The sequence below is a fragment of the Stappia sp. BW2 genome (assembly GCF_008107695.1).
In the GTDB taxonomy this organism is placed as follows: Bacteria; Pseudomonadota; Alphaproteobacteria; order Rhizobiales; family Stappiaceae; genus Roseibium.
Map to the genome: position 1 here is coordinate 99,627 of NZ_VIRG01000103.1, position 15,962 is coordinate 115,588.

At 57.9% G+C, this 15,962-nt stretch carries 16 protein-coding genes and 1 pseudogene; 13 read left to right on the forward strand and 4 right to left on the reverse strand.

Features of this window, described 5'->3' with window-relative positions:
• Window positions 1-25: 25 nt before the first annotated feature.
• Complete coding sequence (locus tag FMN63_RS28905; protein ID WP_148587623.1) at window positions 26-337, reverse strand: hypothetical protein; 312 nt, start codon at window positions 335-337, stop codon at window positions 26-28.
• Between the two features lie 278 nt (window positions 338-615).
• Between FMN63_RS28905 and FMN63_RS28910 the strand changes: the two genes are divergently transcribed.
• Entirely contained in the window at window positions 616-876 is a 261-nt protein-coding gene (locus FMN63_RS28910) for a phosphopantetheine-binding protein (protein ID WP_162530150.1), read from the forward strand.
• A gap of 126 nt (window positions 877-1,002) precedes the next feature.
• Here the strand turns inward: FMN63_RS28910 and FMN63_RS28915 are convergent, their stop codons facing one another.
• Window positions 1,003-1,929 carry a LysR family transcriptional regulator gene (locus tag FMN63_RS28915; protein WP_148587625.1) on the reverse strand — a complete coding sequence of 309 codons (927 nt, stop codon included), beginning with the start codon at window positions 1,927-1,929 and terminating at the stop codon, window positions 1,003-1,005.
• Window positions 1,930-2,030: 101 nt separating this feature from the next.
• On the opposite strand from FMN63_RS28915, the gene speB reads away from it, so the two are divergent.
• From speB to FMN63_RS28935, 4 genes are all read left to right on the forward strand, one after another.
• Entirely contained in the window at window positions 2,031-2,996 is a 966-nt protein-coding gene (speB, locus tag FMN63_RS28920) for an agmatinase (protein WP_148587626.1), read from the forward strand.
• Between the two features lie 73 nt (window positions 2,997-3,069).
• On the forward strand, window positions 3,070-4,047 hold the full coding sequence (locus FMN63_RS28925; RefSeq protein ID WP_148587627.1) for an ABC transporter substrate-binding protein: 978 nt from the start codon (window positions 3,070-3,072) through the stop codon (window positions 4,045-4,047).
• 45 nt (window positions 4,048-4,092) lie between these two features.
• A complete protein-coding gene (locus FMN63_RS28930) occupies window positions 4,093-4,887 on the forward strand; it encodes an ABC transporter permease (RefSeq protein WP_148587628.1) in 795 nt (264 codons plus the stop codon).
• Window positions 4,888-4,898: 11 nt separating this feature from the next.
• Window positions 4,899-5,678, forward strand: coding sequence for an ABC transporter ATP-binding protein (locus tag FMN63_RS28935; protein WP_148587629.1), 780 nt, complete (start codon window positions 4,899-4,901; stop codon window positions 5,676-5,678).
• Between the two features lie 158 nt (window positions 5,679-5,836).
• On the opposite strand, the gene FMN63_RS28940 is transcribed toward FMN63_RS28935, so the two are convergent.
• Window positions 5,837-6,466 (reverse strand): FMN-dependent NADH-azoreductase, encoded by a 630-nt coding sequence (locus FMN63_RS28940; protein WP_148587630.1) that lies wholly within the window; start codon window positions 6,464-6,466, stop codon window positions 5,837-5,839.
• Window positions 6,467-6,941: 475 nt separating this feature from the next.
• On the opposite strand from FMN63_RS28940, the gene FMN63_RS28945 reads away from it, so the two are divergent.
• The 7 genes from FMN63_RS28945 to FMN63_RS28970 all read left to right on the forward strand — a co-directional run bounded on the left by FMN63_RS28945 (window position 6,942) and on the right by FMN63_RS28970 (window position 11,149).
• Window positions 6,942-7,565 carry a CGNR zinc finger domain-containing protein gene (locus tag FMN63_RS28945; protein ID WP_148587631.1) on the forward strand — a complete coding sequence of 208 codons (624 nt, stop codon included), beginning with the start codon at window positions 6,942-6,944 and terminating at the stop codon, window positions 7,563-7,565.
• A gap of 120 nt (window positions 7,566-7,685) precedes the next feature.
• Window positions 7,686-8,087, forward strand: coding sequence for an SRPBCC family protein (locus tag FMN63_RS28950; protein ID WP_148587632.1), 402 nt, complete (start codon window positions 7,686-7,688; stop codon window positions 8,085-8,087).
• On the forward strand, window positions 8,084-8,896 hold the full coding sequence (locus FMN63_RS28955; protein WP_148587633.1) for an RNA polymerase sigma factor: 813 nt from the start codon (window positions 8,084-8,086) through the stop codon (window positions 8,894-8,896). Before FMN63_RS28950 ends, FMN63_RS28955 begins: the two co-directional genes overlap by 4 nt.
• A gap of 93 nt (window positions 8,897-8,989) precedes the next feature.
• Window positions 8,990-9,166: a hypothetical protein gene (locus tag FMN63_RS29460; protein WP_153297113.1), complete on the forward strand. Its 177-nt coding sequence runs from the start codon at window positions 8,990-8,992 to the stop codon at window positions 9,164-9,166.
• Between the two features lie 53 nt (window positions 9,167-9,219).
• Window positions 9,220-9,570: a BA14K family protein gene (locus FMN63_RS28960; protein WP_205514401.1), complete on the forward strand. Its 351-nt coding sequence runs from the start codon at window positions 9,220-9,222 to the stop codon at window positions 9,568-9,570.
• A gap of 429 nt (window positions 9,571-9,999) precedes the next feature.
• On the forward strand, window positions 10,000-10,107 hold the full coding sequence (locus FMN63_RS29970) for a BA14K family protein (protein ID WP_286192798.1): 108 nt from the start codon (window positions 10,000-10,002) through the stop codon (window positions 10,105-10,107).
• Between the two features lie 529 nt (window positions 10,108-10,636).
• Window positions 10,637-11,149 carry an invasion associated locus B family protein gene (locus tag FMN63_RS28970; protein WP_162530151.1) on the forward strand — a complete coding sequence of 171 codons (513 nt, stop codon included), beginning with the start codon at window positions 10,637-10,639 and terminating at the stop codon, window positions 11,147-11,149.
• A 724-nt stretch (window positions 11,150-11,873) separates the two neighbouring features.
• Here the strand turns inward: FMN63_RS28970 and FMN63_RS28975 are convergent.
• Window positions 11,874-12,276, reverse strand: a pseudogene (locus FMN63_RS28975) (IS3 family transposase); the annotation flags it as partial.
• Between the two features lie 591 nt (window positions 12,277-12,867).
• Between FMN63_RS28975 and FMN63_RS28980 the strand changes: the two are divergent.
• Window positions 12,868-15,912 (forward strand): autotransporter outer membrane beta-barrel domain-containing protein, encoded by a 3,045-nt coding sequence (locus FMN63_RS28980; protein WP_162530152.1) that lies wholly within the window; start codon window positions 12,868-12,870, stop codon window positions 15,910-15,912.
• Window positions 15,913-15,962: the final 50 nt, after the last annotated feature.

Below are 15,962 nucleotides of genomic sequence, written 5' to 3' on the forward strand. Positions count from 1 at the left end.
GATTTTCTCGATCCTGCAGGAAGCGTCAAGATTGCCTGAGCCTTGGTTTCAGAGAAGGGATGTCGCGAAAGATGGTTCGAAGATGCGCTTCACGCGCGAGATGAATACCGACCCGACAATCGGTTTCCGAGCCGTCTGCTGGCCGGAGATTTATGCTGGTGCGTTTTGAAATGTCCGAAACGGCTTCTTTTCCGAATGACGCAGCTGTCACCGGAATAGAAACCTGTCCGGTCTGCGCCTGATTGAAATATCCTATACTGGCTCCGTAGATGGTCGCTGCACTTGTAACGGCAGCTCCAAACAGCGCGCCCAGCAGAGTTCCCCCAGTATCACTCATTTTTGCCTATCGGTTCACACCAGGCGACGCAAACTCCTCACCCTTCAGGGCTTTCAGCGCGTTCGTTGTATTGAACTCGGGCGAGTACCGCTTGCGTTTCGACATCTCCGTTTCCTGTTCGTCAAAAATCGGCGCTCAGCCCATTGTAGCTTATGTCAATGTTAAAATTTCGGAAAATTGGTCGCCACACACCCAAAATGCCCTTGCGTCACTCGCTGTTACTTTGTACCAAGCTACTTCTTTTTGTTTTGAGAGTTCTATTTTAAGACATGCCTGACTTGGAAACGCGCACGAAAACCGTCGTCGCAGAAACCCTTAGACTCGCCCGCTGGGTCATCAAACCAGAGTCTACAATGGCGACACTGGGAGCTGGCAGCCTTGATGTTGTGGGTATTATCATGGCGCTGGAGAGAGAGTTTGACTGCTGCCTTCCGGACGACTTGTTCAGTCCGAACAACAGCGAGAAGGGACAGTTGACGTTCCAGGAGCTGGTCGATGTGATCGAGCGATCAACACAAACGCACGCAGTCGATGCTTGAGCGCAAATCCGACCATCGTCCGGATCGCCGTTGACGACAACTTTCGCTTGGTAAGCGGAAACCGCAACTGACTTGGCAATACCCTGAGCCTTCTGCCGCCGAACGCCGGCAGCTTGTCGAAGACCGTCAGCGGTTCTTCCGGCGCGGCGCATGCATTTCCATGAGGCATGTACGGAAGATCTCGGCGACCTGAGACAGGGTGCTCACAGGGTAGTGGGCGACACACATGCCGATCTGGAAGCTGACGAGATCGGGACGGAGTGCACGCATCTCGCCGCGCTCAACCCATCTTTCCGCATACTGGCAGGGCAGGAAACTGACGAAACGGCCGCTCAGCACGAGATGCGCAAGCCCCTCCATGGAATAGGCGGTGGCCGTCGGCGGGTGGGCGAAGACGGAATTGTAGGCTGTGGCGATCGTATACCCCCTCCGGGCATAGGGAAGCGTCGAAATGCGCTCCAGCGTCACGCTTTTGGGCTCGGCGTGAAACAGCTCGTGACCGGAGCTGCAGAACAGGTTCTGCTCCTCGTGAAAGAGCGTTTCGAGCTGGAGAGCCGCATTCAGCGGCTGGTTCGCCACGATGGCAATCTCGATCTGTTTGTTGATCAGGGCGCTGCCGAGCTGGTTGGGCGAGAGCACCATGACCGTCGGATTGACATCCGGAACGCGATCGTTGAACAGCGCCAGTGTCTCCGATAGGCGGCATTTCGGGTTTTCCACCAGTGCATCCACGGCGCCGATCCTGAGTTCGCCGACGAGCCCGCCGCGCATGACGCCAACCTCCTTGCGAAAATTCTCCAGCGCCGCGAAGCACTTGATCGCCTCGGCGTAGATCTTCTGGCCCTGCTCCGTCAGGGAAAACCCGGAGCGGCCCCTGTGGCAAAGCTTCAGCCCGAGCCGGGTCTCGAGTGCGGCCATCTGGGCACTGATGGTGGAACGGGACAGGCCGAGTTCATCCTGCGCCGCGGTGAAGCCGTTGTGATCGACCACAGCCCGGAAGATGCGCAGCTGACGCAGATCGACATCGCTCAAGGGGGAAACGGATGAAACCATGATACGTTGAAATCTTCGGACGTTTACTCTTGTAATTCGATATTATTGGACGTGATGTTGCATGGCAACATAATCCGGTGACCCAATCAGCGGAGCCGTTCATGTCCGACTTTTTCCAGCCGATTTCCGGCTTCGACCTGCCCAGGTACGCCGGTGTCCCGACCTTCATGCGCCTGCCCCTGCTGGGCCTCGATGACCAGCGCATCGAAGAGGTCGACATCGGCATCGTCGGCGTTCCCTGGGACGGCGGCACCACGAACCGGCCGGGCACGCGCCACGGTCCGCGCCAGCTGCGCGATCTGTCCACGATGATCCGGCGCCTGCACCCGACCAGCGGCGCGGCGCCTTTCGAGATGCGCAATGTAGCCGATCTGGGCGACTCCCCCGTCAATCCGGCTGATGTCGCAGACGCATTGGAGCGGATCACCGGGTTCTATTCGAAACTGAAGCAGCGTGGCATCACGCCGCTCAGCGCCGGCGGCGACCACCTGGTATCCTACCCGATCCTGAAGGCGCTGGCCGCGGACGCGCCGGTTGGCATGATCCATTTCGATGCCCACACCGATCTCTTCGACAGTTATTTCGGCGGCTTCAAATACACCCACGGCACCCCGTTCCGCCGCGCGATCGAGGACGGCTATCTGGACCCGAAACGCGTGGTGCAGATCGGCATTCGTGGCTCCATGTATGACGACGAGGACATCGTTTGGGGCCTCGAACAGGGGGTGCGGATCATCCGCGTCGAGGAACTCGATGATCGGGGCCTCAATGAAGTCATGGCCGAGGCTCGTGCCATCGTCGGCGACAAGCCAACCTATGTCAGCTTCGACATCGACAGCATCGATCCGGCCTTCGCACCGGGAACCGGAACGCCGGAAATCGGCGGCTTCACCACCCGCGAAGCCCAGCGGATGGTGCGGCTGCTGGACGGTCTCAACCTGATCGGCGCCGACCTCGTGGAAGTGTCGCCTCCCTTCGACACGTCCGGTGGAACGGCCTGGGTCGGCGTTTCCATCATGTTTGAACTGCTCTGCGTCCTTGCCGGGGCGCCGGGAACAAAGCGCTGAACCGGCGCAAGTCCGGTTTTCGCAACTAGAGATAACAAGAAAAAAACATCAAACCTTTCAGGAGTTGAACAGCATGAACAGATACCTCTCCCGCTTCAGCGGCGTGGCTCTTGCCCTGTTTGCCGCTTTCTCCGTGTCGCCCGCCAGCGCTGCGGACAAGTTGACCGTCGCCCACTCGACGTGGGTCGGCTACGGCCCGCTCTATATCGCCAGAGACAAGGGGTTCTTCGAAGAAGAAGGGCTGGATGTCGATCTTCTGGTCATGGAAGACGTCAAGACGCGCATGCCGGCCCTTGCCGCTGGCCGCATCGACGTTGCCGTGACCACCATCGACACCGTCTTGACCTTCACGACGCCGAAGCGCCCGCTTGTCTATCTGTTTGCTCTCGACGACAGCGCGGGCGGCGATGGCATCGTCGCCAACAAGGACATCACCTCGGTTGCCGACCTCAAGGGCAAGTCCGTCGCCTACACCGAAGGCTCCGTTTCCCAGTTCTTTCTGAGCGTGCTCCTGAAAAACGAAGGTCTTACGCTTGCGGACGTTGAAACCCAGAACATGACCGCCGGCGATGCCGGCGCCGCCTTCGTGGCCGGCCGGGTTGATGCAGCCGTCACCTGGGAACCGTGGCTGACCCGCGGCAAGGATACCGAGCATGGCACACTGCTGGTCGACAGTTCCTCGACCCCTGGCCTGATCACCGACGTCGCCGTCACGACGGAAAAAACGCTGAGCGAGCGCAAGGACGACCTGAAGGCCTTCTACCGTGCCTGGGTAAAGGCTGTCGATTGGCAGAAGGAAAACGAGGCGGAAGCCGATGAGATCATGGCCAAGGGCGTTGGTGGATGGCTGAAGGACCCGGCGGTCTTTGCCGAAACCCGGGGCGGCATCGTTTTCTACGACGGTGACATGAACGCATCCTTCATGGATCCGGCGAACGAGGATGGCATCCTCGGCACCATCTCGGACGCGAAGGCCCTCGGCGAGGAAGCCGGCCTCTTCAAACTCGAGTCCGACCCGAAGTCGATGGTCGTCCCAGACATCGTCCAGTAAGGCGTTTTCCGAAACATACCGACCCTTGTCAGCAGAGCAGGCACCATGAACACATCTTCGCTGTTTTCGCCGAAAACGGAAATTTCTCGAGGTCTTTACATCGGTCTGAGTATTTCCTCCGTCGTGGCGGTGCTGCTTGTGTGGTGCCTGCTCACTTACGGCGGCTACATGCCGCCGGACTTCCTGGCGACGCCCGTCGAAGTCCTGCGCGCCGGGGTAGAGCAGGTCGGCGACCTCTCTCTCTTCGGCCACATGGGCTCCAGCCTGACGGTCATCCTGTCCGGCTTCCTGCTGGCCTCGGTGCTGGCCGTGCCGCTCGGCATCCTGATGGGCAGCTTTCGCGCGGTTCAGGCGTTGCTTGAGCCGATCACCGGCTTCATGCGCTACATTCCGGTCTCCGCCCTGATCCCGCTTTTGATCCTCTGGGTCGGCATCGGCATCGAGCAGAAGGTGATGGTCATCTTCCTCGGCACCTTCTTCCAGCAGCTCATTCTGATCTCTGACGTGTCCGCGCGGGTCAGCAAGGATCTCATCGACTGTGCCTATACGCTCGGGGCGAGCCGTGGCCAGGTGGTCTGGCGCATCCTGCTGCCGGCCTGCATGCCCGGCGTCATGGACAATCTTCGCGTCACCATGGGCTGGGCCTGGACCTACCTGGTGGTGGCGGAACTCGTCGCAGCCAACAGCGGCCTTGGATACATGATCCTGAACGCCATGCGCGGCCTCTTTACCGACGTCATCCTGCTCGGGGTCTTCACCATCGGCATTCTCGGCCTGATGACCGATTTTCTCTTCAAGTGGCTGCGCCAGCGGCTGCTTCCCTGGTCCGCCGACTTTTGAGGTCCTGCGACATGAGTCTTCTCAGCATCCAAGACGTCACCGTGCGTTTCGAGCCCAAGGGCAAGCCCGTTGTACTCGCACTCGACAATGTGTCGCTCAATGTCGAGCACAACACCTTCTCCGTAATCGTCGGACCTTCGGGCTGCGGAAAGTCGACCCTGCTGCGGCTGGTCGCCGGGCTGGAAACGCCGACCAGCGGCCGGCTCGACCTTGATGGCAAACCAATCCTGGGTCCTTCGGCCGATCGCGGCATGGTGTTCCAGAGCTACACGCTGTTTCCCTGGCTGACGGTGCGTGAGAACGTCATGTTCGGCCCGAAGCTGAAGGGCCTGCCGAAGTCTGAATATGAGGATATCGCCGACAGATTCATTGCCGCTGTCCATCTGAAGGGTTTCGAGAAATCCTATCCGAAAGAGCTTTCGGGTGGCATGCGCCAACGCGTTGCGCTCGCCCGGGCGCTCGCCAACGATCCGCGCATTCTCCTGATGGACGAACCATTCGGCGCTCTCGACAGCCAGACCCGGCAGCTGATGCAGGAGCTGCTTCTGGAAATCTGGCAGGAGCAGCGCAAGACTGTGCTGTTCATTACCCACGATATCGACGAGGCGGTCTTCCTCGGCGACGAGGTGCATGTCATGTCCGCCCGCCCAGGCCGGTTCAAGAAGACCTTGTCCATCGACATCGGGCGCCCGCGCGGGATCGATGTTCTGACGTCGCCGGCGTTCATGGAATACAAGCGCGAGATCCTGTCGCTGATGCACGACGAAGCCCTTCGTGCGCAGATGGCCTGATCCCTCGTCTTCGAGCGCCCAGGCCCTGCATTTCCCGGAATTGCCGAGCGCTCGATTTCGCGATCAAGAAAGATAACCCGGTGCGCGGCGATTACACCGCCGCCCTGCAACGTGCTGCCGCCCCGACGTCGTTGTGCGCCGGGGCGGAGCCTTTGTCATCAGGCCAGTTGCAGGTGAAGATCCTGTGCGCGCTCAAGCGCCTTCATCTGGTCTCCGGCCGGGTCCGCGGTCAGCAGTGAAGGCTGGAACCGGACGGTTTCGATCTCGCTCACGCCGATGAAATCAAGCCACCAGCCCAGATAAGTCGAATGGTGATCGGTTCCATATTTGGCGGGTGCCCCCGGTGCATAAACCCCTGAGGTATAGAAGACCCGCGCCGACTTGCCACTCAGCAACCCGCTGTACCCCGCTTCGGGATCGAAGCCGAACAGCAGGCCGGGCTGGGTGATGATGTCGATATATTGCTTGAGCTTGTAGGGAATGCCGCCGTTCCACATCGGCACCGACAGCACATATTCATCCGCCTCTATGAAGCGATTGGTGACGGCGACCACCTGGTCCCAGGCACTCTGGCGCGGCGCGTCCATGTCGCCCACACCGAAGAAGGTCATCTTCGCCGCCGCCTTGTCGCCGTCGAACTCGGGCAGGTCAGCGTTCCACAGCTCGAGCCGGTCAATGGCAACATCCGGCTGGGCTGCCTGCCGCGCCGCAAGATAGGCCTCGGCAAGCTCGCCGGATTGGGACATCGGGCCGCGCGGCGATGCCGCGATATAGAGAATTTTGGTCATGGCGTCATTCCTTTCGGTTGGGGTCGGTTGGTTGAGGTCAGCTGGTTGAGGTCAGGGGGCAAAGACGTTGCCGATAGCCGCGCCGGTTATCGGGGCGCGGGTTTCCAGTGCGAAATGACCGGCATCGAAGATGCGCGTCTCGGCACCTGGCATCAGCCCGTGCAGGCAGATCACGCCGGCAGGGGTAAGGAGAGATCGCTGGCAGCGCAGGCAATCAACGTCCCGGGCAGCTCACGGGTCAGGTACGCCTGTCAAGAGGGGTAAGATGCGACGGGGCGGCGGTTCGATGATGATCGGTTCATGCTGCACTATTGATAACCAGTCAAATTTGTTTCGACGGTTATTTACTAACCTTTGATTTCGATTTTTGACAGTTACTTTTTTGTGATGACGTTCGCGAATGTGTAACTGGTAAAATCTGGTAATAACGGTTATCAAAGACGATCGTACCGTTGCTATTGAGACGCAGGACCAGATGAAACAGGACCCCAGACCGGCGCCGTTCCTCGTCGGAGAAAATCCCGCGCTGGATTTCCTGAACAGCGTCGCGAAGCCGCGATCCGAACGCTACGACTGGCTGGAGACCGGACCGGATCTGCTGGACTGGCTGGTCGCGACGGGGCTTGCCTCGGAGTCCGAGCTGGCCACCTTCCGCCAAGCGGCCACCGCGCCCGCGCTTGAAGAGGCCCGGCAGGAGATCGTCGCCTTCCGCGACAGGTTCCGGCTCTTCATAGAAGAGGTCTGCGGCAGCCCGCTGACAGATGTGGGCCATCCCGTCATTGCCGAGATCAATACGACCCTCGCGCGCGGACCGCGTTTCCTGCAGATCGCACCTGCCGAGAAATCGGACGCCTCCACCGCGCAGCCCCTTACGCTGCTCGACAGGCACCCGCTGACCGAGCCGCGTGATCTGATCGTCAGGATCGCGTTTGCCGCAGCGCGCCTGATCGCCGAGGCGGATTTCCGCTATGTGCGCAATTGCGAGGGGCCGAGCTGCACGCTTTATTTCCTCGACATCAGCAAGAACCACAAGCGGCGCTGGTGCTCGATGGAGGTCTGCGGCAACAGGGCCAAGGCCGCCGCCTATCGCAAGCGTTGACCGGGCCGCGTACCCGGTCGCCATTTTTTCCAACTTTCTTTGTCACAGTTTCCCGCACCGCCGCCTCTTTCTTTACATGCGGCCGGGACTGGCCCGGCGCAGGTCACTGAGGACGACAAAATGAAAACCCACGACGTGCAATCCATCAGCATCGCGAAACCCCACTCGGAGGTGTTTGCCTATATCGCCAACCCCGAGAATTTGCCCAAATGGACCAACGCGTTCAAATCCGCCGACGCCGAAAGCGCCGAGCTGGTCACACCGAACGGGGCCGTTCCCATCCGGCTGGAAACCCGCGCATCCGCCGAACACGGGACGGTCGACTGGATTATGACCTTTCCCGATGGCTCAAAGGGGGCGGCCTATTCGCGGGTGACCGAGGATGTGAGCGACACGTCGATCTATTCCTTCGTTCTGATGGCACCGCCGGTGCCTCTTGAAATGATGGAGGGAGCACTGGAAGACCAGAAAAAGACCCTGGCCAAAGAGCTGGTGTCCCTTCAGGCACGGCTTGAGGCATGATCATTCTCGATCCCGAACAGGTGAGCGCCGCGCGGCAAGGAGACCGCGCGGCGCTGGCATCGGTGGTGCAGTCCTTGCAGCGCCCGATCTATGGACTTGCCATGCGGATGCTTGCGCATCCCGCCGATGCCGAGGACGCCACGCAGGAAATTCTCATCAAGATCATCACCCATCTCGGCACAATCCGCGACGACCGGGCCGCCGGTGGCTGGGCGCTGAAAGTCGCGTCCCGGCACCTTGTCGGGATGCGCAAGCGCAGCCGCGTGGAGGCCATGCGGATGAGTTTCAAGGATTTCGCCGACGATCTGGAAAGCGGGCTCGCCGCCCCCGACGACGACCAGACCGACAGCACGATCACGGCCATCGCAATCGAAGAGATCAAGATCGGCTGCACGCTGGCGATGCTGACCTGCCTCAACCGAAGCCTGCGCATTGCCTATGTGCTGGGTGACGTGTTCGAGATGTCCGACAGCGAGGCGGCAGAGGCGCTCGAGATCTCCGCCGCCGCATATCGGCAGAGGCTGAGCCGCGCCCGCAAGGAGGTCACCCGCTTCGTGCAGACCACTTGCGGTGTGGTGTCGCAAAGCGCAGCGTGTCGATGTGAAAAGCGCCTGACGGCAGCACAGGACAGCGGCCGGGTCACCCTGGGCGCTCCGGCCTTCGGGCTGGTGGGCCCGGCCACCGACATCCCCAAACTGCGCCGCCAGATCAGAACACTGGAAGAAGGAAGGCGGGCCGCCGCGCTGATGCGGTCGAACCCGTCCTTCCCGACCAATGTCGGCGATCTGATCATGGAAGTCATGAAATAACGCCCCAAACTTTGCGCCCCCCACAGCACTGACCGCACACCGTGGCTGCGGTCGGCGCCAATTGTCGGGCAAAACCGTATGTCGACGACTGGGATGGCGTTTGCCGCTCCGACTGTTACGGCGCGGGCCGTGATGGAGAATGTCAGTGCCGAGAAGCTGAAACACCTCCAGCAAGGCTGCGAAACTGACTATTTTTGGCTGAGTCTGACCGTTGAATTCAATGCAATTGCTAAAAAATATTCAATAAAAATAGATACTTACCTCGACTGATTACTATGCGGTGTCGGTCGTCACAGGTCAAGGACCGGAATCTCACTTAGGTTTTGGTCATCGGCGAAAAACAACTGCCGGTGAAACCCAAGGAGATTGAAATGCTCAAAAAAGCGGTCCTCACGACCATCGCCGCGGTTGCTCTTGCGACAAGCGCATTCGGCTCTTCCGCGTTCGCTGGTGGTTATGGTCCCGGGAATAACCATGGCGGCTACGGTGGCCACAACAATTACAACGGCGGCTACAAGCACCAGCGCAGCTATGTCAATGGTCGCGACGGTAGCTGGAGGCAGCACGTCGACTGGTGCTATGGCCGTTACAACACCTACCGTGATTACGATAACAGCTATCAGCCCCATACCGGTCCTCGCCAGAGGTGTTTCTCCCCGTATTACAAGGGTTAAACGCGACCGACAACAGCCGTTGCGAAGCAACGGGCTTGGTCAGAGCCGTCGCCATGAGTGTCCTCTGGAGACTTTCAAATAGGTAGGGCAGGTCGAACTGCCCAGGCTCCGGAGCTCTGCCAGCCCCTTGAAAGCGACAAAATCAATTTACCGAAGCAAATCAATATTGTAGCAAACAAAAGGAATGTCAAAATGTTCAAGAAATCCATCATCACGGCCATGGCAATCACCGTCCTGGCCTCCGCGACTGCGCTAAGCGGTACAAATGCGGCCTTCGCCGGCGGGCATGGCCACGGTCACAAGCACGGTCATCATCACCGGCACGGCCACGGCCACGGTTTCGGGCATGGCCACGGTTTCGGGCATGGCCATCACTATAATAACAGGCTCATTATCAAGGTGCCTGGCGGTGTCAGCTGGGGGAAACATGTGTCCTGGTGCTACAACCGTTATCGTTCCTATCGCAAAGGGGACAATTCCTTCAAACCGTACCACGGCCCTCGCCGGCAGTGCAGATCGCCATTCTTTCACGGCTGAACAGACTGAACCCTCCCTGGTCAGTCAAACAAAACAAGGTCCAGCAAGACCAGCTTTCTTCACATCCCCTGGCGCCAGCGCCGGGGGTTTGTGGTTTTCAACGCCAGATACTCTTGCCAAAATTCCCTATCAGGAACCCGGATATATCGCGAACAAACAGTCGGGAAACCGGACCGTAGCCTGGAAAGCCGGCGACAATATCGATGCGGCCAGGAACCGGCCGATCACTTCAGTGTTGAACCTCGCGCACAAAACACGCGCACCCCGAAACAGGGCCGAATTTACTTAAGGCGTTTACTGGAAATACTTTTAGACGAACAGTGATGAGCGCCACTATTCTTGGTGCGCAAAGTCTTGTCTGAGCGCGCAAAAGATAGACTTCAGTCTGTTCAATTTGTATTGAAACCCGCTAAAAAGCAGAGCGTTTCGGACTGGATCCAGGAATGCATTTCGCGAAAACAAGTTTCGTAACTTTGCGCTCGCTACTACGGAAACCGGCTTTGCTCTGGTCAACTCTAAGTAATACATGATGAAAAAACTGATAATTTTCCTGGCTGTGACACTTCTCCTTGGCCTGCCAACTGTGGGATCTGCCGCAGGCTTTCGAGCTGGACACGACGCGGCACAGTGGCAGTCGGAGTGTTTCGGTCCGACCCGTAACCCCCAAAGCCTTGTTTGCCGAGTAACCCGGGACATCCGCGAGGAAGGGAGCAATCGCCTCCTCTTCAAGCTCGGATTTGTCTACCCACCGCAACAAAAACCGGTGTTCAAGATAAAGTTTGCTTTAGACCTATTTCTAATTGGAAGACTCCAACTCTATATAGATGACGTACTTTTCCGTGAGTTCTTGATCGATTCATGTATTTCTGAAGGATGTTATCTGACGCCTCAGGATTCTAGTGAATTCGTTGATATGATGGAAGCAGGCGCCAAGGTGAGAATTGACTATACGATACTCAATTCCGCGGCTAACTCCGTTGACGTTCCGATGGACAATTTCGGTCAAACCATGAGCGCTCTGCGAACTTCCGCAAACCCATGATAGCCATTTCCAAGCCCGGCAACCCCTGTCGAGGCGATTAATGGCCGTCAGGCTGGCGATTGAAACAAAACACAAATTATTTCTACTCCGGGCCAAGAAGGTGAGGCACGGCACCTCAAATGCTCTCATAACCGCCTTCATTCAACTTCCAGTGCTCCGCGGGTCCCGCTCCGCGGAGCATTTCTTTACATTTGACACTTTCAGGCAACGAATACTTAAATGAGTTTCACTGGGTAGCAGTGGATTATTTCTCTTTGAGAAGAGAATGCGCAGGCAATCTTGTTCATTTTCGAATTTTTTCGAATGGGTTTGATGCAAGTATTAATTGGTTTCGTCGTGCCGAGATTCACTGATCACGCGGCAATTGTTGAACGCGGACGAGATGGCAATTTCCTTTAAAGACGAGCACTACCCGAAAAACTTCAGTACGTACGCAATCCTCTTTTATCAACACGACTCGGCAACGTATCAAAATCTCTAAAAAGCCTCGTAGAACGCAGCGCAAATGAAACTATCTATGCCGCGCGGTCGACACGTTCGGAACAACGCTGGACCTAATGCTGCCCAGGCGTCGGAAGTCATCAATGACATAAAGGACACGGAACCGTCGGCCGTCGATCAGCGCATCGGAGACGAGGTCGAGAGACCGATTGCGCGGCAGGGCATTCCTTCGCGACGCCCGAAAAGAGGCGGTGATTGGCCGCTTGTCGCGCAGCAAACGGTGCGCCCGTTTCCGGCCGCCGCGTTTGCGCACTGTCAGACGCTCAGACAGGTAGATCCGGTAGACCTTCTTCCCGTTGGCCTCAAAGGCTTGGCGTTTCAGCAGGATGTGCTGCCGTCGATAACCAAACCTCCTGCGCTCTGACGCCAGTTCTCTGAGCCTCTGGCCTAGGTCAGCATCGTCGGACTTCGTGGCCCGATACCGGTAATCGCTCGGATCGATGCCGACCAGCCCGCAGGCACGTCGTTGCGAGTAGCCCCTGGTGTCGATTGGCCAGTTCACGGCACTCCTCCTTGAACCCGGCGTCAGAAGTTTTTCCAAGCATCTCGCGAAGCGTCGACACTTAGATCATCGGCTCCGTGAGTAATTTCTTCAGTTTTGCGCACTCTTCTTCAAGGTATTTCAGAGGAAAGTACAATGTTTTTAAATATTCCTCGCGGCGCTATACACTTTTTGTTCTGATCGACAGTTTAATCTCTGCACGACAATCCAGTCATAATGAAATTGTTCTGAATCTTACTTTCATACGCTCCCGAAGAAGTAACCAGGTATTCAGTCTCGGCATCTGATGGCTCTGAGATAGAAACGCTTTTCAGTTCCAAACATTTTTGAAATGCAAATAGCGAGTGGCAGGTACTTTTTGGAATCTTCATTTTCTATTATTCGACATATCGAATCAAGATCTCCACCACCTTCCAGGTCAAGGCGGCCATTTTTCATCACCGCAGCTTATCTCATTGCGCAAACTCTTGTCTGTGAGTGCAAATCACCGCCGGAGACATGGCGGACATGTGGTGAATTCTACTAATCAGAATGCAACTGGGCGCATGTCTTTGGCTGACCGGAGTGGGTCATCTCGTAGGCGAGCCCCGTCTGAAACAACGCAATCAGATTAAAGGTTCCGACGATGGTTTGGCAGAAGCCTTCACATCTATTGAGATCTCCGGAAAATGCACGTCGATCACACGGCTCGAAAGGAGCCCGCCGTCGCGCGGTCTTGCTTGGGTCGTCCGCTCTGGTCGGCGCAGGCCTTGTGTTTGGCCCGGTTCCGACAGCGCAGGCAGCGTGCGAGAACAATGGCGTGGTGGTCGATCCGGCGGATCCCCTCGTAAACGGAAGCAATCTGGCTTGCGACGATATCGTTATCAACGATACGATTACCGCCAACGATCCTAATGTGAGCGTCACCCTTGGCGATGGCGACAATGCCAACGGGGAGGCGGTGCTGGACATCGATGACGGCGATGGTGTCACGATAGTCGGTGACAGCTCGGTCACGGTCAATGCCGATGGCTCGGTGACATCAGTGGATGATGGCGTATACGGTGCAGACGGCAGCAATACGGTAATATTGAACGGCGGTAGCATCACAGCGGGCGACGACGGCATTTATTTGCACGACGACAACAACACCATAACGCTGAATGGTGGATCGATTGAAGCTGGCGACGAGGGTATTTATGCCTATGGCGACGGCAACACGGTGACCGTGAATAACGGAACCATAGTGGCTGATGACGATCCAATCGATATTTACGGCGACAACAACACGGTGACCATCAACGGCGGGACCATTGAAGCTGGCGAAGACGGCATTGAGTCGGAGGGCAAAAACAACGCCATTACAATCAACGGCGGGACCATCTCGGCGGACGAAGACGGGATTTATGCCGAAGGCGACGGTAACACGGTGACCATCAACGGCGGGACCATCTCGGCGGGCAACGACGGAATTTACGCCGATGGCGACGGCAGCACGGTGACCATCAACAGCGGGACCATCTCGGCGGACGAAGACGGGATTTATGCCGAAGGCGACGGTAACACGGTGACCATCAACGGCGGGACCATCTCGGCGGGCAACGACGGAATTTACGCCGATGGCGACGACAGCAAGGTGACCGTCAATGGCGGGACTTTGACGGGCGTAGACGGCATTGAGGTGACTGGCACGGGCACCATCGTCACAGTGAAGGGCGGGTCAATCACGGGGAAAACCAAAGACGGCATCAACCTCGATAATGGCAGCAACACGGTCATTGTCGAAGGTGGAAGTATCAAGGCGGCCGGCACAGGTATCGCTGCTTCGGACGACAGCAACACGATTACCGTCAGCGGCGGGACCATTGAAGCTGGCGATGACGGTATCAACATAAAAGACACCTCCGGTATCGGCGGCAACACGGTGACAATCAGCGGCGGTACGATAACGGCTGCCGACAACGTTTTCGAAATCAACTCGATAGGTGGAACCAACACGTTCAACCTGTCGACGGATGCGACAGTTTCAGGCGACTTCCTGGCTCTCGACGGCACGACCGCCAATTTCAATCTCGTCGGCACCGGTGACAGCACCCTCGACGGCGATATTGAAGGCTTTACCCTTCTGTCCAAGGAAGACAGCGGTATTTTCCGTCTGAATGGAGCGATCACGCAACCTCTCCCGATCGCGATCAACGGCGGCACACTGGCGATCAACGGGGATGCGTCGGGCGGCGAGGTGACCGTCAACTCCGGGTCGCGGTTGCAGGGTGTCGGAACCGTCGGAACAGCGGATATCCTTGACGGCGGTACGCTCGGCGCGGGCAATTCGATCGGCACTTTTGCCGTCGCCCAGGACCTGACCTTCGACGCCGGCTCTTCCCTGGAAGTGGAACTGGAAGACACGGGGAATGTCGACCTGGTGACGGCAGGCAACGACGTCACCATCAACGGCGGAACTGTTAAAGTTCTGACCAGTTGGACGGGGTCTGGCTCCAGCGCCTTCGTTCCGGGCGCTGAGTTCACCCTCCTGACCGCAGGCAATGCGGTGACCGGGTCATTCGACACGCTGCTCCTTGCCCAGGATTTCGCCTTTCTGGATGGAGCATTGATCACCAACCCGAAGGACGTGGTTCTGACCATTCAGCGCAACAACGTCGCCTTTGCAGATCTTGCTGAGACCAAGAACCAGAAAGCCGCTGCGGCGGCAGCTGAAAGCGCCGGACAAGGAAACGAGATCTTCGACGCGGTCATTGGCATCAGCGAAGATCAGGCGCCAACCCTGTTCAACTTCCTGACAGGCGAGGTTCATGCATCGACACAAGGCATTCTGCTGCAGGAAGGCATCGGCAACCGCAACCGGATCATGTCGCATCTGCGCGATAGCTTGAAAACTGACGCGCAATCGCAGGGCGACATTGCCACTCACGGCAACAATCCGGGGCCATCCGGCTACAGACTCGCATCATGGGGACAGGTCTATGGGTCCTTTGTAGACCTGGACAGCGATGGCAATGCGGTCGGAGCCGAAGCCTCGACCGGAGGCCTCATCGTGGGCGCTGGCACAACTGTCGGCTATGGTGTGCATGCGGGCCTGTTTGGCGGCTTCAGTCGCACAGATATCGAAGCAGACGATATTGCCTCCACTGCGAATGTGGAAAGCTTCCTGTTCGGGGCGTATGCGGGCCGCGAATACGGCGATTTCCGGGTACTGGGCGGTGCCAGCTACAGCTTGAGCGATATCTCCACCGACCGGACGGTGAATGCCGGTTCACTGAATGAGCGACTGCAGGCGGACTACAACTCTCATACGTTCCAGGCATTTGCGGAGACCGGCTACCGGTTCGAGAACGCCTTTGCAGCTTTGGAGCCATTTGCCGGTCTGTCCCACATCGCGGTTCTGAGCGACGGATTCACGGAAAAAGGTGGCATCGCTGCGGTGACGTCACCAAGCCAGACGCAGAATGTCACCTATACCAGCCTCGGTTTGCGTGTTGAAAAAGAGTTCCAGCTCGAAAGCACAAAAGGCAAGCTGCACAGCTATGCATCCTGGCAACATGCGTTCGGCGACACGACAACAAGCCTGGAACAAGCCTTTGTGTCGGGTGGCAATCCGTTCACAATACATGGTGCACCAATCGCGGAAGATGCCCTGGTCGTCGGTGCAGGCCTTGAGCTGCAGGTTAGCAACCAGGTGAGCATCGGCTTCAACTACGGCGGCCAGTTCGCCGACGGAAACTCCGAGAACACGGTCTCCGGGCGCCTCAACGCAAGGTTCTGATCGCAGACCTGTTGCCGGCCGGAAGCGTTCAAACAAGGACGGCTTCCGGC

Bases quoted from the DNA above. Each gene is read 5' to 3' on its own strand.
- FMN63_RS28915 (WP_148587625.1), bottom strand. From the start codon at position 1,929: ATGGTTTCATCCGTTTCCCCCTTGAGCGATGTCGATCTGCGTCAGCTG.
- FMN63_RS28970 (WP_162530151.1), top strand. From the start codon at position 10,637: ATGAAAAAACTGATAATTTTCCTGGCTGTGACACTTCTCCTTGGCCTG.
- FMN63_RS28930 (WP_148587628.1), top strand. From the start codon at position 4,093: ATGAACACATCTTCGCTGTTTTCGCCGAAAACGGAAATTTCTCGAGGT.
- FMN63_RS28935 (WP_148587629.1), top strand. From the start codon at position 4,899: ATGAGTCTTCTCAGCATCCAAGACGTCACCGTGCGTTTCGAGCCCAAG.
- FMN63_RS28905 (WP_148587623.1), bottom strand. From the start codon at position 337: ATGAGTGATACTGGGGGAACTCTGCTGGGCGCGCTGTTTGGAGCTGCC.
- FMN63_RS29460 (WP_153297113.1), top strand. From the start codon at position 8,990: ATGGCGTTTGCCGCTCCGACTGTTACGGCGCGGGCCGTGATGGAGAAT.
- speB (WP_148587626.1), top strand. From the start codon at position 2,031: ATGTCCGACTTTTTCCAGCCGATTTCCGGCTTCGACCTGCCCAGGTAC.
- FMN63_RS28925 (WP_148587627.1), top strand. From the start codon at position 3,070: ATGAACAGATACCTCTCCCGCTTCAGCGGCGTGGCTCTTGCCCTGTTT.
- FMN63_RS28950 (WP_148587632.1), top strand. From the start codon at position 7,686: ATGAAAACCCACGACGTGCAATCCATCAGCATCGCGAAACCCCACTCG.
- FMN63_RS28945 (WP_148587631.1), top strand. From the start codon at position 6,942: ATGAAACAGGACCCCAGACCGGCGCCGTTCCTCGTCGGAGAAAATCCC.
- FMN63_RS28955 (WP_148587633.1), top strand. From the start codon at position 8,084: ATGATCATTCTCGATCCCGAACAGGTGAGCGCCGCGCGGCAAGGAGAC.
- FMN63_RS28940 (WP_148587630.1), bottom strand. From the start codon at position 6,466: ATGACCAAAATTCTCTATATCGCGGCATCGCCGCGCGGCCCGATGTCC.